This window comes from Nocardioides sp. NPDC006273 (assembly GCF_040613495.1).
Taxonomy (GTDB): Bacteria; Actinomycetota; Actinomycetes; order Propionibacteriales; family Nocardioidaceae; genus Nocardioides.
In genome coordinates this window covers 1-22,710 of record NZ_JBEXSD010000063.1, presented here as the reverse complement: position 1 = coordinate 22,710, position 22,710 = coordinate 1, and the positions used below count along the sequence as shown (strand labels likewise).

The following is a 22,710-nucleotide window of genomic DNA, read 5'->3' as shown; positions in this document are numbered from 1 at the left end:
GTCCATGCAGTCCAGTGGTCCCGGAGCCGTACGCGTCGCCGACGGCACCATCCGGCTCAACACCGACCGGAGCGAGTCGGAGCGGCGTACGTTGGTCGTCCTCAACACCGGCGACCGACCGGTCCAGATCGGCTCCCACATCCACCTCGCCGAGGTGAACTCCGCGCTCGACTTCGACCGCGATGCAGCCGAGGGGTTCCGGCTCGACATCCCCGCCGGCACCTCCCGCCGGTTCGAGCCGGGGGCGTCGCGTGAGGTCGCGATCGTCGCGCTCAAGGGTGCTCGGGTCGTGCCCGGGATCTCCGTGGTCTCGACAAGCTCGACCACCGGGGAGGCGTGATGGTGGAGATCAGCAGGAGCGAGTACGCCGCGCTCTACGGCCCCACGACCGGCGACCAGGTGCGGCTCGGTGACACCGACCTGTGGATCGAGGTCGAGGACGACCTGACCGCCGGTGGCGAGGAGTCGGTCTTCGGTGGCGGGAAGTCGATCCGTGAATCGATGAACCAGTCGACGGTGCCCCGGGCCGAGGGTGCCCTCGACACGGTGATCACCAACGCCCTCGTGCTCGACCACTGGGGCATCGTCCGGGCCGACGTGGGGATCCGGGGCGGCAGGATCGTCGCCCTGGGGCGCTCCGGCAACCCCGACATCGCGGACGGCGTCCACCCCGACCTGGTCATCGGACCGGGCACCGACGTGGTCAGCGGCGAGGGGAAGATCCTCACCGCCGGGGCGATCGACATCCACGTGCACCTTCTCTCCCGGTCCCAGATCGTCGAGGCGATCTCGACCGGGATCACCACTGTCGGCGGTGGCGGCACCGGACCCTCGGAGGGCTCCAAGGCCACCACGGTAACCCCCGGTCCATGGCACCTGGAGACCATCCACCGCGCGCTCGATGACATGCCGGTCAACCTGCTGCTGATGGGCAAGGGCAACACCGTCTCCGCGGCCGGGCTGGCCGAGCAGGCGCTGGCCGGAGCCGCCGCCTACAAGGTCCACGAGGACTGGGGCTCGACCCCGGCCGCCATCGATGCCGCGCTCAAGGCCGCCGACGAGCACGGCCTCCAGGTCGCGCTGCACTCGGACTCGCTCAACGAGGCGGGCTACCTGGAGTCGACGGTCGCAGCGATCGCCGGCCGTTCCATCCATGCCTTCCACGCCGAGGGCGCCGGGGGAGGGCACGCGCCCGACATCCTCTCGGTCGCCTCGCTGCCCCACGTCATCCCCGGCTCCACCAACCCGACTCTGCCGCACACGGTCAACACCGTCGCCGAGCACCTCGACATGCTGATGGTCTGCCACCACCTCAACCCGCGGGTGCCCGAGGACCTGGCCTTCGCCGAGTCCCGGATCCGGGCGACGACGATCGCCGCCGAGGACGTCCTGCACGACCTCGGTGCCCTGTCGATCACCTCCTCCGACGCCCAGGCGATGGGCCGCATCGGCGAGGTCGTCTGTCGTACCTGGCAGGTCGCCCATGTGATGAAGGCCCGGCTCGGCTCGCTGGGTGGGAAGGCGGACAACATCAGAGCCAAGAGGTTCGTCGCCAAGTACACGATCAACCCCGCCATCGCGCACGGGATCGCCGCCGAGGTCGGCTCCGTGGAGCCCGGCAAGATGGCCGACCTGGTCCTGTGGGACCCGCGGTTCTTCGGTATCCGACCGGAGGTGGTCATGAAGGCCGGAGCGCTGGTCTGGGGTGCCCTCGGCGACCCGAACGCCTCCATCCCGACGCCGCAGCCGGTGCTCATGCGGCCGGCGCTGGTGGGGCCCGGGGCAGATCACGCGGTCTCGTTCGTCGCGCCGGCCGCGTTGGAGGCGGGGCTGGCCGATCGCCTCGGCCTGCGCCGTCGTCTTGTCGGGATCGCGCCGACCCGGGCGATCGGCAAGGCCGACATGGTCAACAACTCCGCGACTCCCGAGATCCGGGTCGAGCCGGAGACGTTCCGCATCCATGTCGATGGCGAGCTGATCGAGCCCGCTCCCGCGACCGAGCTGCCGCTGACGCAGCTCTACTCGATGTTCTGAGCGCGATGTCCGAGACGCTGCTTCTGATGCTGCTGGCCGACGCCCGCCTCCCGGTCGCCGGCCACACCCAGTCGGGCCAGCTGGAGGCGGCCGTACGATCCGGCCTCACCGCCGAGCAGGTGCCGGCCTTCATGCGGTCGCGACTGGCCAGCGTCGTGAGGGTGGAGGCGGGCACGTCGGTGGTGGCGCTGCACCGCCTGCGCGCTGGTCTGCCGCTGGAGCCGGTCCTGGACGCCTGGGCGGCCCGCACCCCCGCGGCTCCCATGCGGGACACCTCACGCACCCTCGGTCGTGCGCTGTTGCGGCTGGTCAGACGCCTGTTCCCGGACTCGCCACACGCCGCGGTGGTGGCCGCCCTCGAGCGGCCCTGCCGACCGCTCGTCCTGGCTGCGGCAGGGGCCACCGGTGGCATCGCGCCGGCCTCGCTGGGCCGGCTGGTTGCGTACGACGATCTGCAGACGGTCGCGTCCGCAGCCCTCAAGCTGCTGCCCCTCGACCCGCTCGACGCCACCTCGTGGGTTCATGACCTGCTCCCGGAGGCCGAGCGGCTCGCCGTCGAGGTCGCCCCGCTCACCGATCCCCATCACATCCCGGCGCCCAGCGCGCCCGAGCTCGACCTGTGGGCCCAGACCCACGCCCACACGACCAGGAGGTTGTTCAGTGCCTGAAACCATGACGAAGAACGACAGAGGGCTGCGCATCGGGGTGTGCGGACCTGTTGGGACGGGCAAGAGCTCGCTGATCGCGCTGTTGTGCCGTGAGCTCTCCGCCGACCTGGAGATCGGGGTGGTCACCAACGACATCTACACCGACGAGGACGCTCGCTTCCTCCGCTCCGCCGGCGTGCTCGACCCGGCCCGCATCCGCGCCGTCGAGACCGGCGCCTGCCCCCACACCGCCATCCGCGACGACGTCACCGCCAACCTGATCGCCGTCGAGGAGCTCGAGGACGAGTTCGCGCCGCTGGACGTGGTGCTGGTCGAGTCCGGCGGCGACAACCTCACCGCCACCTTCTCCCCGGCGCTGGTCGACACCCAGATCTTCCTGATCGACGTCGCCGGCGGTGGTGACGTCGCCCGCAAGGGAGGCCCCGGCATCGAGCGCGCCGACCTGCTAGTGGTCAACAAGACCGACCTGGCGCCGTACGTCGGTGTCGACCCGGTCGCGATGGTCGCCGATGCGGGGTCGGTCCGCGAAGGTCGTCCGGTCATCGCGCTCTCCCGCACCGACCCGGCCTCCGTGGTGGCGCTGGTGGAGTGGGTGAGGTCAGAGCTGGCCCGACACCGCGGCGGTGGCCTGGTTCCGGCCGACCCGGGTCCGATGGCGCCGCACTTCCACGCCCACGAGCACGACGCCGAGCATGTCCACGACCATCAGCACGCCTGAGCTGGCCAGCGGCTCCCTGACCCGGGTTCGGGTCGAGGCGGTCGAGGGCGGGCGGGTGCGCGTGGAGACCGAAGTCGGCGGACCCTCGACGGCTCCGGCGCTGCGGCCGATGCTGCTCTCCAGCGACGCCCGCTCGGCCCGGATCTCGCTGGTCCCCGACGGCGCGATGCTCCTGGCCGGCGACCAGGTCACGGTCGAGGTCGAGGTGGGGGAGGGCGCGTGCCTGACCCTGGTCGAGCCGGCCGGGACGGTCGCCTACGACATGGATGGCGGTCACGCGGACTGGACGGTCGCGATCACTCTCGCCGCGGATGCCAGCCTGGTCTGGGCCGGCGAGCCCTTTGTGGCCTCCGCCGGCGCCGACGTCACCCGGGACACCCGGGTCACCCTCGGCCCCGGCGCCCGGCTCGCCCTGCGCGAGACCCTCATCCTCGGCCGCCACGGTGAGCGCCCCGGCCGGGTGGTCACCACCTGGTCGGCCCATCAGGCCGACGGGCGCCCGCTCCTGGTCGAGTCCCTGGACCTGGACGCGAGCTCGCTGGCGCCAGGTCTCCTCGGCGAACACCGGGTGCTCGCGTCGGTGACCGCGCTCGGGCGAGACGTGCCTCCCGGCGTCTGCCCGGATGGCCGGCTCGACCTGGAGCGCGGCGGCACGCTGTGGCGCCACCTGGCCGACGAGGCCCATGAGATCCCGGCACAACCCTGGGAATGCGTCAAGACTGGTTGATGTTTCAACCGGCATGACTGAGATCGAGTTCGGACTGGACACCTTCGGCGGGGTCACCCACGACGCCGAGGGCAAGCCGCAGCACCACGCGCAGGTGATCCGCAACATCGTCGACGAGGGTGTGCTGGCCGATCAGGTCGGGCTCGACTTCTTCGGCGTGGGGGAACATCACCGCCGCGACTTCGCGGTCTCCAGCCCGGAGATGGTGCTCGCCGCCGTGGCGGCCCGGACCAACCGGCTGCGCCTCGGCTCCGCGGTGACCGTGCTCAGCTCCGACGACCCGGTGCGGGTCTACGAGCGGTTCGCCACCCTCGACGCGGTCTCCGACGGTCGCGCGGAGATCGTGGCCGGGCGCGGGTCGTTCACCGAGTCGTTCCCGCTGTTCGGCTTCGACCTCGCAGACTACGAGGAGCTCTTCGAGGAGCGGCTCGAGCTGCTCTCCGCGCTGCTCAAGGAGGAGAAGGTCACCTGGGAGGGGCGCACCCGCGCGGCGCTCACCGACCAGGAGGTCTTCCCGCGCACCGAGAACGGCCTGACCGCCTGGGTCGGCGTCGGCGGGAGCCCCGAGTCCGTCGTACGCACCGCCCGTCACGGCTTCGGCCTCTTCCTGGCCATCATCGGCGGTCCGGCCGACCGGTTCGCGCCCTACATCGACCTCTTCGAGCGCGCCCAGGACGAGTTCAAGGTGCCGCGACAGCGCGTGGCCGTCCACTCGCCCGGGTTCGTCGCGGAGACCGACGAGCAGGCCCGCGAGACTGTCTACGAGGGCTGGCTGGCCATGCGTACCCAGATCGGTCGCGAGCGCGGCTGGCCGCCGCCGAACCCCGGCGACTTCGAGCGCGAGATCGAGGGCGGGTCCCTCTACGTCGGCTCGCCCGAGACGGTCGCCCGGAAGCTGGCCGGCACCATCAAGGTGCTCGGCGTCGACCGGTTCGACCTGAAGTACGACCAGGGCCGCGTGTGTCACGAGGACCTGATGGGCTCGATCGAGCTCTACGGCACCCGGGTCGTACCGCTCGTCAAGGACATGCTGGGCTGAACGGCCCAGCACCAGCCCCAGAATCTGCCCTCAGTATCAGCCCAGCCAGCTCGAGATCGGGTGGATCGCGAAGTAGACGGCGAACAGCACCGCCACCAGCCACATCAGCGGGTGCAGCTTCCTCGCCTCGCCGCGGACGATCGTGATGAGCACGTAGGCGAGGAAGCCGGCGCCGATGCCGACCGAGATCGAGTAGGTGAACGGCATCAGCACGATCGTCAGGAACGCGGGGATGGCGATGCCCGGATCGCTCCAGTTGATGTCCTTGACCTGCTGCATCATCAAGAAGCCGACCAGCACCAGGGCAGGCACCGCAGCCTCCGACGGGATGATGGTGACGAGGGGAGCCAGGAAGGTGGTGAGCAGGAAGAGCACGCCGGTGACGACCGCCGCCAGGCCGGTGCGGGCGCCCTCGCCGACGCCGGAGGCGGACTCGACGTAGGAGGTGTTGGAGGAGACACCGCCGGCACCGCCGGCCGCGGCGGCCAGCGAGTCGACCACCAGGATCGAGCGCGTACGCGCCGGGGTGCCGTCCTTCTGCAGCAGACCGGCCTCGGAGCCGATCGCGGTCATCGTGCCCATCGTGTCGAAGAAGTCGGCGAGCATGAGCGTGAAGATCAGCAGCACCACGGTCACGATGCCGACGCTCTCGAAGGAGCCGAGCAGGTTGAACTCGCCCAGCGTCGCGAAGGACGGCCAGTCGACGATCTTGTCCGGCAGCGCCGGGACGTTGAGCGACCAGCCCGTCGGGTTCTCGGCGCTGCTCGCGCCGAGCTTGGCGATCGCCTCGACGATGATGGCCAGGAGCGTGGTCACGGCGATCGAGATCAGGATCGCGCCGCGCACCTTGCGCACCCACAGCGTGATGACCAGGGCGAGACCGATGACGAAGACCAGCACGGGCCAGCCCGCGAGCTGCCCGGCCGGGCCCAGCTGCACCGGGACGGTGGTGTTCGCGGCGTCGGGGATGCGGCGTACGAACCCGGCGTCGACGAAGCCGATCACCGCGATGAACAGGCCGATCCCGACCGAGATCGCGGTCTTGAGCTCGCGCGGCACGGCGTGGAAGACGGCCTCCCGGAACCCGGTCAGGACCAGCACGAGGATCACCAGACCCTCGATCACCACCAGACCCATCGCGTCGGCCCAGGTCATCTGCCCCGCGATCGAGAACGCGACGAACGCGTTGAGCCCGAGCCCGGTGGCCAACGCCATCGGGTAGTTCGCGACGAGGCCCATCAGGATCGTCATGACACCCGCCACCAGCGCCGTCCCGGCCGCGATCGCGGCGATGTTGTCGCCGCTGCTGCCACCGAGGAGGTCACCGTTGACGTCTTCCGCGAAGCCCAGGATCAGCGGGTTCAGCGCGACGATGTAGGCCATCGTGACGAACGTGACCACGCCGCCTCGGACCTCGCGTCCGACCGTGGAGCCGCGGGCACTGATCTGGAAGAACCGATCAACGGCGTTGGTACGTGACGGGGTCGAGATGCTCACGGCCGAATCATCGCAGATGTGGGCCGCTGGGCCTTGACCTCCCTGCGACGGACAGCTTCGCGAGTGGCCGGTGCGCTACGTTCGACCAAGACGGAAGGAGCCCGACGATGGAGACCGGCCAGGGCATGAGCGCCGAGGAGATCGACTCCAAGGCGCCCGACTCCTTCGGCAACGGTGTGCTGACCCGACGACACCCCGAGCTGATCGCGAAGGTGCGATCGAGCGTCCCGTACCCGCCGGCGGTCCAGCGCAGCCTCGACCAGCTCGGCGAGACGATCCGGGACGTCGTGCAGCCCTTCACCGAGCCTTCCGCGGACCGAATCGCATGGGAGGTCTGGGTTGCCCCGTACGTCGGTCGCCCTTGGCTGGAGGTTCCGTTCCTGTGGGCCGAGTCTTACTTCTACCGGCTTCTGTTGCAGGCCACCGGCTACTTCGGCGACGGTCCGTGGGCTGGTGTCGACCCGTTCAAGTCGCAGAAGGATGCTGAACTCGTCTCGGGCGAGCTGGTTCGGGACCTGGACCAGATCGCGGGCATCGTCACAGCCCCAGAAGAGGAGGGGCTGCACAGTGCTCTGCTCGCATCGTTGTGGGGCAATCGGTCCGATCTCGGGTTCCGGCTCTCCAAGCCACAATCGGCCGACGCCGCGCAGGTCGACGATCTCATCGTCGACGACGCCAACGAGGTCTGGTCCCATCTGAGTGAGCACGACGCGGGCAGGGTGGACCTGATCGCAGACAACGCCGGCCGTGAGCTCGTCTCCGACCTGCTGCTCATCGACCGGCTCTTGAGCACAGGTCGGGCGGCGCGGGTGGTCCTGCATCTGAAGCCGCAGCCCTACTTCGTCTCCGACGCCACCGTCCATGACCTGCTCACGATCCTTGGCCACCTCAGCAGCCACACCGGCGCGGTGGCCGCCATGACAGCACGACTCACGGCTGCGATCACCGACGGGCGGATAGCGATCCAAGCCCACGCGTTCTGGTGCAGCCCGCTGACCTTCCACGACCTCCCCGACGATCTCGCTGGTGGATTCAAGGAATCGGGGCTCGTGATCATCAAGGGCGACCTCAACTATCGTCGACTTGTCGGCGACCGACGCTGGCCGCCCACCTCGAGCTTCTCCGACCTCGTCGGGCACTTCCCAGCGCCGCTGGTGGCGTTACGGACGCTGAAGTCCGACCTGGCTGTCGGTATCCCGGAAGATCGCCTCGCGCTTCTGGAAGCGTACGAACCCGGCTGGCGCACCGACGGGACTCACGCGGTGCTCCAGGCGCATCTCCCGTAAGCCTCCGGCTGCCGGTTCCCTGAAGCTGGGGGCAGGGCAGACATCGCGGGATCCCGCATGGCGGAGGACCATTCCAGAGGAAGGGCCCCCGCCGTGCGCGCCCAGGTGAGCCGCGGATCAGGGCTCAGGCGGTCCACTCCGGGTAGTCGGTGTAACCGGCCTCGCCGCCGCCGTAGAATGTCGCCGGGTTCTGCTCGTTGAGGGGCAGCTGCTCCTGCAGGCGCCGGGGCAGGTCCGGGTTGGCGATGAAGGTGCGCCCGAAGGCGGCCGCGTCGATCAGGTCGGCCCCGAGAAGCCTTTCGGCCTTCTCCGAGGTGTAGGAGCCGGCGGCCACGATCGGGCCGGGGTGTGCGGTGCGCAGCTGCTTGCGGTAGTCGTCGCTCAGCTCGGGGCCGCCGGCCCAGTCGGGCTCGGAGAGATGCAGGAACGCGATGCCGCGCTTGCCGATCTCGGTGGCGAGGTAGAGGCCCATCTCGGCGCCTTCGGGGTCCTCGACGCCGTTGAACGAGCCGATCGGGGAGATCCGGATGGCGACGTGCTCGGCGTCCCACTCCGCGACGACCGCGTCCAGGACCTCGAGGGTGAGGCGAGCGCGGTTCTCCAGGGAGCCGCCGTAGGGGTCGGTGCGCTCGTTGCTGCTCGCGCTGGCGAACTGGTGCAGCAGGTAGCCGTGGGCGCCGTGGACCTCGACCATGTCGAAGCCGGCCTCGCGGGCGTTGCGGGTGGCACGACGGTAGTCGTCGACCACGTCCGCGATCTCCTCGGTCTCCAGGGCGCGGGGAGTGGGGCAGCTGACCCGGGTCGGGGTGCCGTCCTCGCCGCGTACGGTGGTGCGGTTGCGGTAGGGGAGCGCGGAGGCGCTCACCGGGAGGTCGCCGCCGTGGAACGACTCGTGGGAGACCCGGCCCGTGTGCCACAGCTGCGCCGCGATCCGTCCGCCGGCCTCGTGCACGACGTCGGTGATCCGCCGCCACCCCTCGACCTGCTCGGCCGAGTAGATGCCCGGGGTGTCCATGTAGCCCTTGCCCTGCGGCGAGATCTGGGTGCCCTCGGAGACGATCAGCCCCGCGGAGGCGCGCTGGCGGTAGTAGTCGGCCATCAACGCGTTGGGTACGTCACCGGGCTGGCTGGCGCGCATCCGGGTGAGCGGTGCCATCAGGACCCGGTTGGGGAGGGTCGTCGAACCCAGGCTCAACGGTGAGAAGAGTGAAGTCATGTGACGCTCAACTGAGCGGTTGCTCATATTGTTCCCCGCGGAGCCGGAGCGCCCGAGTTCGCGATGACGAGCGCTCCCATGACGCCGGCGTTCTCGCCGAGCTCGCTCGGCATCACCTCGAGCGCCGCGGCGGTGTCGGGCTGGGTGAATCGGTCGATGGAGTCCTTGATTCCGAGGACGAATGACTCCGAGTCGCGCATCGTGTCGCCCACGACGATCAGGGCTGGGTTGAGGTGGTTGCACAGATCGGCCAGTACGCGACCGACGGCACGGCCGGCGTCGTCGAGGATCCGGTTGACCCGGATGTCGCCCTCCTGGGCGAGCTCGAGGAGCCGCTCGACGCTCAGCCTCTCGGCGTAGGCGGGCTGCAGCAGCTCGACGAGCCTGGAACCGCCGAACGCCTTCTCCAGACAACCGCGGTTGCCGCAGCGGCAGATCGGGCCGTTGTCCTCGAAACGTACGTGGCCGATCTCGCCGGCGATCCCGGTGACGCCCCGGAAGAGCTCGCCCGCCAGGATCAGCCCGGCGCCGATGCCGCTGGAGGCCTTGACGTAGATGACGTCGTCGACGTCGCGCGCCGCGCCGTGCGCGACCTCGGCGAGCGCGCCGAGATTGGCGTCGTTCTCGACGTGCACGGGGATGCCGAGGCGGCGGGCCAGCTCCTCGCCCGGAGCCAGGTCGATCCAGTTGGCCAGGATGGGGGAGACGACGATCCCGCTGTGCGGGTCGACCGGCCCGGGGATCCCCATGCCGACTCCGAGGATCCGGTCCGTCCTGGGGTCGATGCCGGCCGTCGCCAGGCACTCGTGCACGAGCGCCGCGGCCCGGTCGATGGTCTCGATGGGGGAGTTGTCGGCATCGAGCCGGATCTCGTGCTCGGCCAGGGGCTTCGCCGCCAGGTCGGCGACCGCGACCCGGACGTGGCGGTGGCCGATGTCGACGCCGACGAGCGTGCCGGGAGCGCCGTTGACGGTGAGGAGCGACGGCGGCCGCCCGCCTCCGCGGGGCAGGGCAGCGCCGGTGGTCTCGACGATCTGCTCGGAGGCGAGCAGCTCTTGGACGATGCTCGAGACCGTGCTGCGGGACAGTCCGGTGCGCTGGGCGAGCTCGGCTCGGCTGACCGGCGCCGACCGTCCCAGGAGATCCAGAACCTGGGAACGATTGGTGACGCGCAGCCGCGACTCCGGAGTGGTCATGCCGAGACTGTAGGGGATTATGTCGAATTGCGACAGATATCAGGTTGGAAACGTCCTTCGTTGTGCGTTGACTAGACAGAAAGGAGAGGCGTACGTTGTCCCGGCACGCGGCCGCGAGTAACCCAGATCACTCACCGACGTAGCGGTCGCGCAACCGGAGGATCAAAGATGAACGCAACGCGTAAGGCCCTGGCCGCCGGCCTGGCCGCCCTGAGCCTGCTGGCGGTCTCCGCCTGCGGGAGCGACAGTGAGAGCGGCAGCACCAATGAGGTGGAGGTCTTCACCTGGTGGGCCGAGGGTAGTGAGAAGGCCGGGCTCGACGCCCTGGTCAAGGTGTTCGACGACCAGAACCCCGATCTGAAGTTCGTCAACGGGGCCGTCGCCGGCGGCGCCGGCAGCGACGCGAAGAACGTGCTCCAGTCCCGGCTGCAGAACGGTGAGCCGCCGGCCACCTTCCAGGCGCACGCGGGCGCCGAGCTGACCGACTACATCAACGCCGGCCAGATCGAGGACCTGACCGACCTCTACGAGGAGAAGGGCTGGAACGAGCGCTTCCCCGAGGGCCTCCTCGAGCGACTGAAGCAGGACGGCGGCATCTACTCCGTCCCCTCGAACATCCACCGTGCCAACGTGCTCTGGGCGAACCCGGCCGTCCTGGAGAAGGCCGGCATCGAGGCCGATAAGACCTACGACTCGCTCGACGCCTGGATCGCGGACCTGAAGAAGATCAAGGCCAAGGGCATCATCCCGCTCTCGGTCGCGACCGACTGGACGCAGGTCCACCTGCTCGAGAGCGTGCTTCTCGCTGACCTCGGCGTCGAGGCGTACAACGGTCTCTGGGACGGCACCACCGACTGGAGCGGCAGCGAGGTCGAGGCCGCGCTGGCGAACTACAGCACGCTCCTCTCGCTGACCAACACCGACCGTCAGGGACTCGACTGGCCGGACGCGACCCAGCTGGTCATCGACGGCCAGGCCGCGTTCAACGTCATGGGTGACTGGGCCGAGGCGGCCTTCCAGGAGCAGAAGAAGACGCTCGGAACCGACTACACCGCGACCCCGGTCCCGGGCACCGCTGGCGTCTTCGACTTCCTGGCCGACTCGTTCACCATGCCGGTTGACGGCCCCAACCCCGAGGGCACGGAGGCCTGGCTCGACACCATCGCCAGCGACGAGGGCCAGGTGGCCTTCAACAAGGCGAAGGGCTCGATCCCGGCCAGCACCACGGCCGACACCGCCGACTTCAACGAGTACCAGCAGACCGCGATCAAGTCGTGGGCCGAGGACGAGATCGTCTCCTCGCTCGCCCACGGTGCCGCGACCTCGGTCAACTGGCTGACCGACATCACTGCCGCGGTCGCGAAGTTCGGCAGCAAGAACGACGTCGCCGAGCTCCAGGAGGGCCTCGTCGAGGCCGCCGAGGACAACAAGCCCGAGTGACCAGGGCTCTTCGAGCCTGATGACCCACCCGGTCCGAGGGGCTGCGGCAGGCAGCATCCGCCGCAGCTCCTCGGCCGCCCTTTGTGAAAGGACGGACACATGTCCTCCACGGTGCCCGGCGCCGTCAAGCCACCCGGACGGTCCCAGCAGCCCAGACGCCCCAGGGGCCGCCGCCCCGGCGGGCGCGGGTGGGTCGCGCCCGTACTCCTGATCCTGCCGACCGTCATCGTCATCGGGGTCTTCGTCTACGGCCTCATCGGATCCAACATCCACACCTCCCTGCAGGACCGGCACAACATCGGGCCGTCGCAGGGCTTCGCCGGGCTGGACAACTACCGAGACCTGTTCACCGACGACGACTTCATCTACTCGCTGCGCAACCTGCTGCTCTACACCGCCACGTTCCTCGTCGGCACCCTGTGCCTGGGGTTCCTGTGGGCGTGGCTGCTGGAGCGCAAGGCCCGCGGCGAGTCGCTGTTCCGGGCGATCTACCTGTTCCCGATGGCTGTCTCGTTCGTCGCCTCGGGTGTGGTCTGGCGCTGGCTGCTCAACAACGCCGAGGGCGACCGTGCCTCCGGTCTGAACCGGCTCTTCGAGTCGCTCAACCTCGGCTTCCTGGCGAACCCGTGGTGGACCAACGAGCGGTGGGGCATCGTGGCGATCGCCGTGCCTGCGATCTGGCAGCTCAGCGGCTACGTGATGGCGCTCTTCCTGGCCGGCTTCCGCGGGATCCCCGAGGAGCTGCGCGAAGCGGCCCGGATCGACGGCGCCTCGGAGTGGCAGCTCTACCGGCACGTCATCTTCCCGCAGCTGAGCCCGGTCGCCCTCTCGGCGATCATCATCATCGGGCACATGTCGTTGAAGGTCTTCGACCTGATCATGGCGATCGCAGGCCAGACCAACTACACGACCCAGGTGCCGGCCACCCAGATGTGGATCGAGTTCACCCGCGGTGACTACGCCAAGTCGGCCGCCATCGGAACGGTCCTGCTCCTGATCGTGGCCATCTTGATCGTGCCCTACCTCGTCTCCACCTACCGTCAGGAGCGTCGCCGATGACGACGACTGAAGCCATCCCGGCGGCTGTCGCCTCCCGGGTCCCCGGACAGCGTTCCCGCGGGGTCGCCCGCACGATCAAGTACGTCCTGCTGATCGGTTTCGCGCTGATCGTCCTGCTCCCGGCGTACGTCCTGTTCGTCACCAGCTTCAAGGGGATCGGCGACGCCACTCCCACCAACGCCTGGAAGCTTCCTGAGTCCTGGGAGACAGCCGGCTGGGCACGTGCCTGGGAGCAGCTCGGGCCGGCGCTGGGGCGTACGTTCGCGATGGTCATCCCGGCCTCGATCATCTCCTCGGTGCTCGGCTCGATGAACGGGTTCGTGCTCTCCAAGTGGCGCTTCCCGGGCGCCGACGTGGTGTTCACGCTGATCCTGTTCGGGATGTTCATCCCCTACCAGGCCGTGATGGTGCCGCTGGTCCAGCTGATGGGCAACCTCGGCGTCCCCTCGGGCGTCCCGAGCCTGATCGTGCTGCACGTCGTCTACGGCCTGCCGATCACCACGCTGATCTTCCGCAACTACTACGCCGGGGTCCCGGTCGAGCTCGTCGAGGCGGCTCGGGTCGACGGCGCCGGCATGCTGCGGACGTACGCCTCGATCATCCTGCCGATCTCGGCGCCGGCGTTCGTGGTGGTGCTGATGTGGCAGTTCACCTCGGCGTGGAACGACTACCTGTTCGCGCTCTTCTTCTCGACCTCGCAGAACGGGCCGGTCACGATCGCGCTCAACTTCCTGGCGAGCGGTCAGCTGCAGGACTACTCCGCCAGCATGGCGGGCGCACTGATCGCATCCGTCCCGACGCTGATCATCTACATCCTGCTCGGCCGCTACTTCGTGGGCGGGCTGATGGCGGGGTCGGTCAAGGGATGATCGACCCGGACCACGAGTGCCGCCGGCTGGCCGGGTTCGCCCGGCCGTCGGCGGCCTCGCCCGCCGGTTTCTGGTGGCTGGACGAGTCCGGTCGCCCGGACCCGGCCGAGCCGGTGCACACCTGGATCACCGCCCGGATGACCCACGTCTTCGCGCTCGCGCACCTGCGCGGGGACCTGCCGGGCTCCGAGGCCGCCGAGCTCGCCGCCCACGGCATCAGGGCGCTGTCGGGCGCGCTGCGTGACGACGAACTCGGCGGTTGGTACGCCTCGGTCTCGACCGACGGCGAGCCGATCGGCACCCTCAAGGAGGCCTACGCGCACGCCTTCGTGATTCTGGCGGCGAGCAGCGGGGTCACGGCCGGTGTGCCAGGGGCGGACACGCTGCTCGACGAGGCGCTGGGCGTGATGTGGCAGCACTTCCTCGACGACTCCGGCCGCGTGGTCGACAGTCTCGAGCGCGATCTCGGGTCGGGGGAGGCCTATCGCGGAGCCAACTCCAGCATGCACACGGTGGAGGCGTTCCTGGCCGCGGGTGACGTCACCGGCGACGGTGCCTGGCACCAGCGGGCGCTGGCCATCTCCGAGCACCTGATCCATGGGGTCGCCCGCGCGCACGGCTATGACCTGCCCGAGCACTTCGACCTCTCCTGGTCGCCGTTGCTCGACTACAACGCCGACCGGCCCGGCGATCCGTTCCGGCCCTACGGCTGCACCCCCGGGCACCTCCTGGAGTGGTCGCGGCTGCTGCTGCACCTGGATGCGACCCTGCCGGACGCTCCGTCGTGGCTGGTGGAGGACGCCCGGGCGCTGTTCGCCCGTGCCGTCGAGGTGGGCTGGGCCGCCGACGGTGAGACCGGCTTCGTCTACACGACCTCCTGGGACGGCACGCCGGTCACCCGGCTGCGGCTGCACTGGGTGGCCGCGGAGGCGCTCGCCGCCGCCGGCGCGCTGTACACCCGCACCGGCGAAGCGACCTACGACGAGTGGCGACAGCGCTTCGAGGCGTACATCGAGACGCACCTCGTCGACCACGAGCACGGCAGCTGGCATCACGAGCTGGACGAGCACAACCGTCCGTCGCACGTGGTCTGGCGTGGGAAGCCGGACGTCTACCACGCCTATCAGGCCGTCCTGCTGGCCCAGATGCCGCTGGCCCCCGTCCTCTCGGTGCAGCTCAGCCAGTCCACCCCTCCGCGAGGCGTCAGTTCCTGACCGCCGGTGTTCCTTTGTTGTTCCGGGCAACTTTCTGCGGCACACTCCGTGGCGTGGAGGGCAACTGGCTGTCGCCGGAGGAGCGGGCGGCGTGGGTTCGCCTGATCGGCGTCCTCGAGCTGCTCCCGGGCGCGCTCGACTCCCAGCTGCGCCGCGACGCCGGCCTGACCCACTTCGACTACGGCGTGCTGGCCATGCTCTCCGATGCGCCCGACCGGACCCTGCGGATGACGGAGCTGGCGGGCTTCACCAACGCGACGCTGCCCCGGCTCTCCAACGTGGTCAAGCGCTTGGCGGACCGTGGCCTCATCGAGCGGCTCACCTGTCCTGGTGACCGTCGGGCGACCAACGTACGTCTCACCGAGGCCGGCCACGAGAAGATGGTCGCCTCCGCTCCTGGTCACGTGGGCGCCGTGCGCGAGTACGTCTTCGACTCGCTGAGCCCCGACCAGGTGAGCCAGCTGGCCGAGATCGCCGGGATCATGCTCGAGCGTCTCGACCCGACCGGCGCGAAGAGGCCGCCCATCGACCCGAAAGCGTGCTGAGGCATGCGGTTCGACGAGCGCTACGTCGCTCGAGTGACCCTCGACCCCGAGCATGACACCGGTCGGTATCCGTTCACCCTGCCCGCGGTCCGCGAGCTGGCCCGCGGAGAGGGGATCGACTTCGACGAACGGGTGACGTTCCTCGTCGGCGACAACGGGACCGGGAAGTCCACGATCATCGAGTCGATCGCGGTCGCGTCCGGGTTCAACGCCGAGGGCGGTTCCATCTCGTTCCGCTTCGCCACCCGCGCGACCGAGTCGTCCCTCGCCGACTACATCGTGGTCCAGCGCGGCCTCAAGCGACCGCGCACCGGCTTCTTCCTGCGGGCGGAGTCGTTCTACAACGTCGCCACCGAGATCGAGAGCCTCGGTCTGGCCACCTCGGACGCCTACGGCGGGGTCTCGCCCCACGAGCGTTCCCACGGAGAGTCGTTCCTCGACCTGGTGATGAACCGGTTCTGGCCCGGCGGTCTCTACATCCTCGACGAACCCGAGGCGGCGCTCTCGGTGAAGGGCTGTCTGGCGCTGGTCGCCCGCATCGTCGAGCTCGCCGACGAGCGATCGCAGTTCATCATCGCCACGCACTCTCCGGTCCTGCTCTCGGTGCCCGGCGCGAGGATCCTGCAGTTCGACGACGAGGGACGCATCGAGCAGGTCTCCTACGACGACGCCGAACCGGTCAACCTGACCCGACGGTTCCTCGCGGACCCGGCGAGATATCTGCGGTACGTCCTGGAGGACTGAGGCTCTGGTGGGCTCTGGTGGGCTCCGGTGGGCTCCGGTGGGCACTAGTGAGCCTGGTGCTCCCGGTGGACCGAGGCCTCACCGTCGAGCTCGAGAGCGATCACGGTGCACAGCGGGTCGAGGTCGTCGTCGGTGGTGAAGACGTACTCCCAGCCGGGGACCTCGTGGAGCCCGCCGATGCGCTGATGACCGAGCTCGGAGCCGGTCCCGAGGACGTACGCCCTGAGGACCTAGTTGCGCAGACCCCGGACCACGACGTAGTCGTTGGGCCGGTCCAGGACGTAGAGGAACAGTGTCCGCCCGTCGTCGGAGAGGGCGGTCGGGCCGTAGAAGTGGCCGTGGGGCAGTCCGCGCCGGATGCCGCGGACCGCGGGGGAGTGTCGGGAGACCCAGTCGCCGAGCGCCTCGAGGCGCTCGGCACCATCACGCCCAAGCACAGGCGGCGTACGGCCTCGACGAACTCGGCGACGACGTCCCGGCCCGCCGGGGTCCGGCTGACCACGGAGAGGTCGCCTGCGGCGGTCTCGTAGAGCGCGACCCCTCGTGGTGCTTGGTGGTGAGCACGGCGTACGTCGCCCCGGCCCGCTCGAAGAGCTCCGCCCAGGCGTCGGCGTCGAACCGCGAGGCGGTGAAGCCGTCGAGCTGGGCCATGTAGGCGGCGTAGGAGACGCGGCCGTCGTAGAACGACCAGGACTCGGCGATGCCATCAACGCTGTAGATGCCCCAGTGGACGAAGATGCCCAGCTGCGCCTCGGGGAACCAGGAGGCGACCGTCATGCCGCTACCCCTCGTGGCCGGTGACGGCGGCGCGGGTGTGCTCGAGGGCGTGCTCGCGCAGGGCGGTGCCGCCGCCGGTGACGATGCCGATGCTGAAGCCGTCCCACATCGCCCGCAGGCGCTCGGAGAGGGCTTCGCGGCCGGGCACCTGGGGGAGGGCGGCAGCGAAGAGCCGGACCAGGTCGGCGTGCCACTCGTCGTCCATCGCGCGCTGCGCGGCGGCGAGCTCGGAGTCGTACGGCGCCCGCGCCCACAGCTCGAGCCACAGGAGCCAGCGGGGGTCGCGTTCGTCGAGGGCGAGGTAGACGTCGGTGAAGGACAGCAGCGCGTCGACGCCCCCGGATCCGTCCTGCTCGACCTTCTCCAGGATGGGTGCCCGCTGCGCGGCGTACTCGCTCTCGCTCCATCGCAGGGTCTCGAGAAGCAGGCCGTTGCGGGTGCCGAAGTAGTAGAGGAGATGGCCGCCGCTGGTGCCGAGCCGAGCGGCGAGGGACGCCATCGTGACCTTGGCGAGCCCCTCCTCCGCCACCATCTCCAGGGTGGTCGCGAGCACCTGCTCGCGCGGTCGTTCCAGGCGTCGGTTGGAGCGTGTCCGTGTCACTTCACCAGTGTCCCCTCGTGCTCGCTTCGCAAAATCTTCGGTCGGCCCCCTTGACTCTAGCGGTGATCTGGGTCACTTTGAACACCGTTCAAAGTTTTGTACGGCGTTCAAAACTCGCTGTACCCTCATTCCCAAGGAGAACGCGATGATCGAATCCATGCAGGTGACGCCGGACGAGGTGACGCCGGCGCCCGATCGGCGCAAGCTCGCGCGAGTGCTCGGGCCCGGCGCGGCGATCCTCCTGGTGCTGTCGTGCATCACGCCCGCATCGAGCCTGTTCATCATCGTCCCGGAGCTGTTCGCGATGCAGGGGAGCGGCGCGGTGCTGGCCGTCGTGGCGGGCTTCGCGGTCTCGATCGCGATCGCGGCCTGCTACGCCGAGCTCGGCACCCGCACCGCCAGCTCCGGCGGGGAGTACGCGATGGTCACCCAGACGCTCGGCAAGTCGATGGGCTGGCTGACGTTCTCGCTGGCGGGCGTGCTGCTCTGGCTCATCCCGCCGATCTTCGCCCTCGGCACCGCCGACTACCTGGCCGACCTGGTGGATCTGCCGCGGGCCGCGACCGGCGCGATCGTGATGCTGCTCTCGACGGCCACGGCGATCCTCAACATCAAGGCCAACGCCGTCGTCACCGGCACCTTCCTCGCCCTCGAGCTGATCGCCGCGGTCGTCGTCACGATCCTCGGTCTCGGCCACATCCAGCGTGGCCCTGGCGAGCTGGTCTCCCCGCACGTCATCGGTGAGAACGGCGGCCTGGAGCCGTTCACGCTCGCGATCCTCATCTCCGGCCTCGCCGTGAGCACGTTCCTGATCAGCGGCTTCGGCACCACCGTCTACCTGTCCGAGGAGATCGTCGACCCGCGCCGCAACGTCGCCCGCGTGATCTTCTGGACCCTCGGCCTGGGTGGCCTCGTCATCCTCGTCCCGACCGTGACCACGGTCCTCGCGGTCGACGACCTCAGCGACCTCGCCTCCGGCAACTTCTCCCAGTGGGTGGCCGCGTGGGGCGGCGATCGCGTCGCCGTCGCCGTGAACGTCGCCATCGCCATCGCGATCCTCAACGCCGTCATCGTGATGGTGCTGCAGAACGCCCGGGTCGTCTACGCCTCCGCGCGCGACCGCTCCTGGCCGACCCCGGTCAACGGCGTCCTCACCAAGCTGCACCCCCGCTACGCCACCCCGTGGCTGGCCACCCTCGTCATCGGCATCCCGGGAGCCATCCTCGCCGGCGCCGTCGAGATCGAGGCGCTGCTCGGGGTGACCTCCGTGGTCATCTCCACGATGTACGTCGTCGTCGCGATCGCCGCGCTCCGCGCCCGCCGTCAGGCGCCGGCCACCCAGGCCTGGCGGATGCCGCTGTGGCCGCTGCCGCCGCTGGTCGTCATCGGCGCGATCGGCTACGCGCTGGCCGGCTCCGCGCGTCTGGACATCCTGATCACGGCCGGTGTGGTGGTCGCCGCCCTCACCTACTACTACCTCTTCCTGGCCCGCCGGCCCGGCGAGCGGTTCCTCGTCGTCGAACCGACCGAGGATTGAGCCCTGAATGGGCGCAGCTGTCCACCACGAGAATCGAACAAGAGAGAAGAACGACATGGCTCGCTACGGAACCCAGTTCGGCCCCGACATCACCTTCCTGGGCGTCGACCGGTGTGACTGGGCCGACCCCGCGACGTACGAGGGTGCCGACGTGGTCATCCTCGGTGCCCCCTTCGACGGAGGCACCTCGCACCGGTCGGGCACCCGGTTCGGCCCGCAGTTCATCCGGCAGACCTGCTATCTGCCCCACGACGGGTCGCGGCCCTCGCTCGCGATGCGCGTCGACGCGCTGCGGGACCTGAAGGTGCTCGACGCGGGCGATGTCGAGATGTACTCCGGCGACGCGGAGCGCTCGGTGCGCGACCTCCAGGAGGCGGTCCACGCCGTGACGAGCAACGGTGCCATCCCGCTGGTGCTGGGCGGCGACCACACGATCGCCTGGCCCGACGCCGCCGGCGTCGCCCAGCACCTCGGTCAGGGACGCGTGTCGATGATCCACTTCGACGCCCACGCCGACACCGGGGACATCGAGTTCGGCTCGCTCATCGGACACGGCCAGCCGATGCGCCGGCTCATCGAGTCGGGTGCGCTGCGCGGCGACCGGTTCCTGCAGATGGGGCTGCGCGGCTACTGGCCCGAGCCCGAGACGCTGGACTGGATGGCCGAGCAGGGCATGCGGTCCTACGAGATGACCGAGATCGTGCACCGTGGGCTGGAGGAGTGCCTCACCGAGGCCTTCACGATCGCCACCGACGAGTGCGACGGGGTCTTCCTCTCGGTCGACATCGACGTCTGCGACCCCGGGCACGCGCCCGGCACCGGCACTCCGGAGCCGGGCGGCCTCACCGCCCGCCAGCTGCTCGACGCGGTCCGCCGGATCGCCTACGAGCTCCCGGTGGTCGGAATCGACGTCGTCGAGGTCTCCCCGCCCTACGACCACGCCGACATCACCTCGTTCCTCGCCAACCGGGTCGTCCTCGAGGCGCTCTCGGGCATCGCCCGCCGCAGGCGCGACCAGTCCGACGGGACCCGCTGGGACCCGAGCCTGCCGCTGCTGGCCCAGCGGCCGGACCAGCGCCCCGACCAGCGCCGCACCGACACTGACAAACAGGAGAACTGACATGACGACCCACGACGTGATCGTGGTCGGCGCCGGGGTGACCGGCCTGACCGCGGCCTGGCGACTCGCCCAGGCAGGCAAGGACGTGCTCGTCCTCGAGGCGCGCGACCGCGTCGGCGGCCGGCTGCGCACCGAGGCGCACGGTGCGCCGGGGGCGGAGGCCGACTTCGAGATCGGCGGCCAGTGGGTCTCGCCGGACCAGGACGCCCTGCTCGGGATCCTCGACGAGCTCAGGCTGCCGACCTATCCGCGGTTCCGCGACGGTGAGTCGCTCTACGTCGACAAGGCGGGTGTCACGCATCGCTTCGGTGACGATCTGCCGGTCGAGGAGCCCACGCTGGCGGCGATCGCGCAGCTGACCAAGGCGCTCGACGCGCTGGCCGCAGGGATGGACCCGGCCCGGCCGTGGGATCTCGAGGACGCCGCCCATCTCGACAGCGTCTCGTTCCGAGCCTGGCTCGAGGAGCGGTGCGACGACCCGGTGGCCGTCGACAACGTCGCGCTCTACATCGGGCCGGCGATGCTGACGAAGCCCGCCCACTCCTTCTCGGCGCTCCAGGCCGTGCAGATGGCCGCCAGCGCGGGGTCGTTCAGCAACCTCGTCGACGCCGACGTGATCCTCGACCGCCGGGTCGTCGGCGGTCTGCAGCGGGTGCCGCTGACGCTGGCCGAGCGGCTGGGGGACCGGGTCCGCCTCGGCCAGGACGTCACGCTGGTCGAGTGGGACGAGGACGGCGCCGTCGTCCATGTAGGCACCGAGATCCACGCCGCCCGCCGACTCGTCCTTGCGGTGCCGCCGACCCTGGTCAAGCGGATCCGGTTCAGGCCCGAGCTTCCCGCCGAGCACCGGATGGCCCGCGAGCACCAGTCGTTCGGGCTGGTCATCAAGGTGCAGGCGCAGTACGAGACGCCGTTCTGGCGCGCCGACGGCCTCAGCGGCACCGGTTTCGCGCCCTGGGAGCTGGTCCACGAGGTCTACGACAACACGCCCGAGGGCGAGCAGCGCGGGACGCTGGTCGGCTTCGTCTCCGACGAGCGTGCGGACGTCGCCGGACGACTTACCGACGAGGAGCGGCGCCGGCAGGTGCTCGCGTCGCTGGCGACGTACTTCGGGGACGCGGCGCTCGAGCCGCTCACCTACGTCGAGAGCGACTGGCAGCACCAGGAGCTCACCGGCGGGGCGTACGGGACGAGCTTCGACCTCGGTGGGCTGACCAGGTGGGGAGCGGTGCTGCGCGAACCGCTCGGTCCGATCGAGTTCGGCAGCAGCGACGTCGCCGGCCACGGCTTCCAGCACGTCGATGGTGCCGTACGTGTGGGGGACGAGATCGCTCGTCGGATTCGCGACGGGCGCACCCTCTGACGGATTTGTGGGAGATCTCCAGGCATGCAACGTGATCGCAGCGGATCGCGTCCTAGCCTGCGATCGGCGCGCTCATCGTGGGGGTGAGCGCGCCACCCTCGAGAAAGGTCCACCCTTCGTATGCGCCTCCTCATCATGGGACCGCCCGGTGCCGGCAAGGGCACCCAGGCCGCCGTCATCGCCGAGCGTTTCGCCGTGCCGGCGATCTCGACAGGCGACATCTTCCGGGCGAACGTCGCCCAGCAGACCGCGCTGGGCGTGGCGGCACAGACGTACATGGACGCGGGCGAGTACGTCCCGGACGAGATCACCAACGCCATGGTCGCCGACCGCCTGGGCGAGCGTGACTGCGCCGACGGGTTCCTCCTCGACGGCTATCCGCGCACCCCGCAGCAGGTGGCTGAGCTCGACTCGCTCCTCGAGCTCTCCGGCGGCGGGCTCGACGCGGTGGTGCTCCTCGAGGCGGACCCCGACGAGCTGGTGAGCCGGCTCCTGGCTCGGTCCGAGGAGCAGGGCCGCGCCGACGACACCGAGTCGGTCATCCGCCGCCGGCTCGAGGTGTACGCCGCCGAGACCGGCCCGCTCGCCGACGCGTACGCCGCTCGTGACCTGCTCACCACCGTCGACGGCCTCGGCCCGGTCGACGAGGTCACCGAACGGATCCTGGCCGTGCTGACGTCGATGTCGGCTCAGCGGACGGCGACCTCGGCGCCGTAGCGCTCGACGCAGAAGGAAGAGAGCCGCTCGGCCAGGGCCGCGAGGGCCTCGGCGGCGTGGTGCTGCGGGTCCCAGGCGGCGTACAGCCTGATCCGGACCCGCCCCGCCGGTGCCTCGATGTGCAGGGGCACCAGGCCGAAGCGCGGGTCGTCGGAGACGACCGCGATCCCGCGACCCGAGGCGGCGAGTGCCTGCGCGACCTGGGCGTTGGACACCTCGAGGACGTCGCCGTAGCCCACGGCGGCGTCCTCGACCGCTGCGTCCAGCCAGGCTCAGGAAGTGGCGCCGCGAGAGCTCTTGGCGGATCGCTCGTGCGCCGGCATGGCTGGCCAGGATGCGTACG

At 69.9% G+C, this 22,710-nt stretch carries 24 protein-coding genes; 17 read left to right on the top strand and 7 right to left on the bottom strand.

The genetic code is table 11. From position 1 onward, the window contains the following. Window positions 1–4: 4 nt before the first annotated feature. Genes ureB through ABZZ22_RS22445 form a run of 6 tightly spaced genes read left to right on the top strand, consistent with a single transcriptional unit; the run spans window position 5 to window position 5,186 of the window. Window positions 5–340: an urease subunit beta gene (ureB, locus tag ABZZ22_RS22470; protein WP_354936178.1), complete on the top strand. Its 336-nt coding sequence runs from the start codon at window positions 5–7 to the stop codon at window positions 338–340. After that, a complete protein-coding gene (locus tag ABZZ22_RS22465) occupies window positions 340–2,034 on the top strand; it encodes an urease subunit alpha (protein WP_354936148.1) in 1,695 nt (564 codons plus the stop codon). Before ureB ends, ABZZ22_RS22465 begins: the two co-directional genes overlap by 1 nt. Window positions 2,035–2,039: 5 nt before the next feature. Continuing rightward, on the top strand, window positions 2,040–2,702 hold the full coding sequence (locus ABZZ22_RS22460) for an urease accessory UreF family protein (protein WP_354936145.1): 663 nt from the start codon (window positions 2,040–2,042) through the stop codon (window positions 2,700–2,702). Continuing rightward, entirely contained in the window at window positions 2,695–3,420 is a 726-nt protein-coding gene (gene ureG / locus ABZZ22_RS22455) for an urease accessory protein UreG (protein ID WP_354936142.1), read from the top strand. Before ABZZ22_RS22460 ends, ureG begins: the two co-directional genes overlap by 8 nt. After that, window positions 3,395–4,147, top strand: coding sequence for an urease accessory protein UreD (locus tag ABZZ22_RS22450; protein ID WP_354936139.1), 753 nt, complete (start codon window positions 3,395–3,397; stop codon window positions 4,145–4,147). Before ureG ends, ABZZ22_RS22450 begins: the two co-directional genes overlap by 26 nt. Window positions 4,148–4,160: 13 nt before the next feature. Beyond that, the gene (locus ABZZ22_RS22445) at window positions 4,161–5,186 is read left to right on the top strand and encodes an LLM class flavin-dependent oxidoreductase (RefSeq protein ID WP_354936136.1); all 1,026 of its coding nucleotides are present in this window, start codon (window positions 4,161–4,163) and stop codon (window positions 5,184–5,186) included. A gap of 36 nt (window positions 5,187–5,222) precedes the next feature. Here the strand turns inward: ABZZ22_RS22445 and ABZZ22_RS22440 are convergent, their stop codons facing one another. After that, entirely contained in the window at window positions 5,223–6,683 is a 1,461-nt protein-coding gene (locus tag ABZZ22_RS22440) for an NCS2 family permease (protein ID WP_354936133.1), read from the bottom strand. Window positions 6,684–6,790: 107 nt separating this feature from the next. On the opposite strand from ABZZ22_RS22440, the gene ABZZ22_RS22435 reads away from it, so the two are divergent. Beyond that, the gene (locus ABZZ22_RS22435) at window positions 6,791–7,969 is read left to right on the top strand and encodes a damage-control phosphatase ARMT1 family protein (protein WP_354936130.1); all 1,179 of its coding nucleotides are present in this window, start codon (window positions 6,791–6,793) and stop codon (window positions 7,967–7,969) included. Window positions 7,970–8,093: 124 nt separating this feature from the next. Here the strand turns inward: ABZZ22_RS22435 and nemA are convergent, their stop codons facing one another. Next, on the bottom strand, window positions 8,094–9,185 hold the full coding sequence (gene nemA, locus ABZZ22_RS22430; RefSeq protein WP_354936127.1) for an N-ethylmaleimide reductase: 1,092 nt from the start codon (window positions 9,183–9,185) through the stop codon (window positions 8,094–8,096). Between the two features lie 23 nt (window positions 9,186–9,208). Then, on the bottom strand, window positions 9,209–10,381 hold the full coding sequence (locus ABZZ22_RS22425; protein ID WP_354936124.1) for an ROK family transcriptional regulator: 1,173 nt from the start codon (window positions 10,379–10,381) through the stop codon (window positions 9,209–9,211). Between the two features lie 168 nt (window positions 10,382–10,549). On the opposite strand from ABZZ22_RS22425, the gene ABZZ22_RS22420 reads away from it, so the two are divergent. The 6 genes from ABZZ22_RS22420 (at window position 10,550) to ABZZ22_RS22395 (ending at window position 16,252) form a co-directional block, all read left to right on the top strand. Next, window positions 10,550–11,821: an ABC transporter substrate-binding protein gene (locus ABZZ22_RS22420; protein ID WP_354936121.1), complete on the top strand. Its 1,272-nt coding sequence runs from the start codon at window positions 10,550–10,552 to the stop codon at window positions 11,819–11,821. 99 nt (window positions 11,822–11,920) lie between these two features. Then, on the top strand, window positions 11,921–12,880 hold the full coding sequence (locus ABZZ22_RS22415) for a sugar ABC transporter permease (RefSeq protein ID WP_354936118.1): 960 nt from the start codon (window positions 11,921–11,923) through the stop codon (window positions 12,878–12,880). Next, the gene (locus ABZZ22_RS22410; RefSeq protein WP_354936115.1) at window positions 12,877–13,749 is read left to right on the top strand and encodes a carbohydrate ABC transporter permease; all 873 of its coding nucleotides are present in this window, start codon (window positions 12,877–12,879) and stop codon (window positions 13,747–13,749) included. The genes ABZZ22_RS22415 and ABZZ22_RS22410 overlap by 4 nt, the downstream gene beginning before the upstream one ends. After that, window positions 13,746–14,963 (top strand): AGE family epimerase/isomerase, encoded by a 1,218-nt coding sequence (locus ABZZ22_RS22405; RefSeq protein ID WP_354936112.1) that lies wholly within the window; start codon window positions 13,746–13,748, stop codon window positions 14,961–14,963. Before ABZZ22_RS22410 ends, ABZZ22_RS22405 begins: the two co-directional genes overlap by 4 nt. 53 nt (window positions 14,964–15,016) lie before the next feature. After that, window positions 15,017–15,508 (top strand): MarR family transcriptional regulator, encoded by a 492-nt coding sequence (locus tag ABZZ22_RS22400; protein WP_354936109.1) that lies wholly within the window; start codon window positions 15,017–15,019, stop codon window positions 15,506–15,508. Window positions 15,509–15,511: 3 nt separating this feature from the next. Then, window positions 15,512–16,252 (top strand): AAA family ATPase, encoded by a 741-nt coding sequence (locus ABZZ22_RS22395; protein ID WP_354936106.1) that lies wholly within the window; start codon window positions 15,512–15,514, stop codon window positions 16,250–16,252. Between the two features lie 230 nt (window positions 16,253–16,482). Here the strand turns inward: ABZZ22_RS22395 and ABZZ22_RS22390 are convergent, their stop codons facing one another. From ABZZ22_RS22390 to ABZZ22_RS22380, 3 genes are read right to left on the bottom strand one after another with little or no spacing between them, the layout of a single operon-like run. Beyond that, the gene (locus tag ABZZ22_RS22390; protein WP_354936103.1) at window positions 16,483–16,689 is read right to left on the bottom strand and encodes a hypothetical protein; all 207 of its coding nucleotides are present in this window, start codon (window positions 16,687–16,689) and stop codon (window positions 16,483–16,485) included. Beyond that, entirely contained in the window at window positions 16,676–17,029 is a 354-nt protein-coding gene (locus ABZZ22_RS22385; protein WP_354936100.1) for an alpha-L-fucosidase, read from the bottom strand. The genes ABZZ22_RS22390 and ABZZ22_RS22385 overlap by 14 nt, the downstream gene beginning before the upstream one ends. Before the next feature lie 4 nt (window positions 17,030–17,033). After that, window positions 17,034–17,630 (bottom strand): TetR/AcrR family transcriptional regulator, encoded by a 597-nt coding sequence (locus tag ABZZ22_RS22380; RefSeq protein ID WP_354936097.1) that lies wholly within the window; start codon window positions 17,628–17,630, stop codon window positions 17,034–17,036. A gap of 145 nt (window positions 17,631–17,775) precedes the next feature. Between ABZZ22_RS22380 and ABZZ22_RS22375 the strand changes: the two genes are divergently transcribed. From ABZZ22_RS22375 to ABZZ22_RS22360, 4 genes are all read left to right on the top strand, one after another. After that, window positions 17,776–19,167, top strand: a complete 1,392-nt coding sequence (locus tag ABZZ22_RS22375) for an APC family permease (RefSeq protein WP_354936094.1) — start codon at window positions 17,776–17,778, stop codon at window positions 19,165–19,167. 55 nt (window positions 19,168–19,222) lie between these two features. After that, complete coding sequence (gene speB / locus ABZZ22_RS22370) at window positions 19,223–20,287, top strand: agmatinase (RefSeq protein WP_354936091.1); 1,065 nt, start codon at window positions 19,223–19,225, stop codon at window positions 20,285–20,287. Window position 20,288: 1 nt separating this feature from the next. Next, entirely contained in the window at window positions 20,289–21,650 is a 1,362-nt protein-coding gene (locus tag ABZZ22_RS22365) for an NAD(P)/FAD-dependent oxidoreductase (protein ID WP_354936088.1), read from the top strand. A gap of 120 nt (window positions 21,651–21,770) precedes the next feature. Next, window positions 21,771–22,367, top strand: a complete 597-nt coding sequence (locus tag ABZZ22_RS22360; protein WP_354936085.1) for an adenylate kinase — start codon at window positions 21,771–21,773, stop codon at window positions 22,365–22,367. Here the strand turns inward: ABZZ22_RS22360 and ABZZ22_RS22355 are convergent. After that, complete coding sequence (locus tag ABZZ22_RS22355; RefSeq protein WP_354936082.1) at window positions 22,340–22,606, bottom strand: hypothetical protein; 267 nt, start codon at window positions 22,604–22,606, stop codon at window positions 22,340–22,342. The two genes, ABZZ22_RS22360 and ABZZ22_RS22355, sit on opposite strands and share 28 nt — an antisense overlap. Window positions 22,607–22,710 lie beyond the last annotated feature (104 nt).

Bases quoted from the DNA above. Each gene is read 5' to 3' on its own strand.
- ABZZ22_RS22385 (WP_354936100.1), bottom strand. From the start codon at position 17,029: ATGACGGTCGCCTCCTGGTTCCCCGAGGCGCAGCTGGGCATCTTCGTC.
- ABZZ22_RS22465 (WP_354936148.1), top strand. From the start codon at position 340: ATGGTGGAGATCAGCAGGAGCGAGTACGCCGCGCTCTACGGCCCCACG.
- ABZZ22_RS22420 (WP_354936121.1), top strand. From the start codon at position 10,550: ATGAACGCAACGCGTAAGGCCCTGGCCGCCGGCCTGGCCGCCCTGAGC.
- ABZZ22_RS22365 (WP_354936088.1), top strand. From the start codon at position 20,289: ATGACGACCCACGACGTGATCGTGGTCGGCGCCGGGGTGACCGGCCTG.
- ABZZ22_RS22435 (WP_354936130.1), top strand. From the start codon at position 6,791: ATGGAGACCGGCCAGGGCATGAGCGCCGAGGAGATCGACTCCAAGGCG.
- ABZZ22_RS22410 (WP_354936115.1), top strand. From the start codon at position 12,877: ATGACGACGACTGAAGCCATCCCGGCGGCTGTCGCCTCCCGGGTCCCC.
- ureB (WP_354936178.1), top strand. From the start codon at position 5: ATGCAGTCCAGTGGTCCCGGAGCCGTACGCGTCGCCGACGGCACCATC.
- nemA (WP_354936127.1), bottom strand. From the start codon at position 9,185: ATGACTTCACTCTTCTCACCGTTGAGCCTGGGTTCGACGACCCTCCCC.
- ABZZ22_RS22415 (WP_354936118.1), top strand. From the start codon at position 11,921: ATGTCCTCCACGGTGCCCGGCGCCGTCAAGCCACCCGGACGGTCCCAG.
- ABZZ22_RS22425 (WP_354936124.1), bottom strand. From the start codon at position 10,381: ATGACCACTCCGGAGTCGCGGCTGCGCGTCACCAATCGTTCCCAGGTT.
- ABZZ22_RS22360 (WP_354936085.1), top strand. From the start codon at position 21,771: ATGCGCCTCCTCATCATGGGACCGCCCGGTGCCGGCAAGGGCACCCAG.
- ABZZ22_RS22450 (WP_354936139.1), top strand. From the start codon at position 3,395: ATGTCCACGACCATCAGCACGCCTGAGCTGGCCAGCGGCTCCCTGACC.
- ABZZ22_RS22460 (WP_354936145.1), top strand. From the start codon at position 2,040: ATGTCCGAGACGCTGCTTCTGATGCTGCTGGCCGACGCCCGCCTCCCG.
- ABZZ22_RS22375 (WP_354936094.1), top strand. From the start codon at position 17,776: ATGATCGAATCCATGCAGGTGACGCCGGACGAGGTGACGCCGGCGCCC.
- ABZZ22_RS22405 (WP_354936112.1), top strand. From the start codon at position 13,746: ATGATCGACCCGGACCACGAGTGCCGCCGGCTGGCCGGGTTCGCCCGG.
- ABZZ22_RS22395 (WP_354936106.1), top strand. From the start codon at position 15,512: ATGCGGTTCGACGAGCGCTACGTCGCTCGAGTGACCCTCGACCCCGAG.
- speB (WP_354936091.1), top strand. From the start codon at position 19,223: ATGGCTCGCTACGGAACCCAGTTCGGCCCCGACATCACCTTCCTGGGC.
- ABZZ22_RS22445 (WP_354936136.1), top strand. From the start codon at position 4,161: ATGACTGAGATCGAGTTCGGACTGGACACCTTCGGCGGGGTCACCCAC.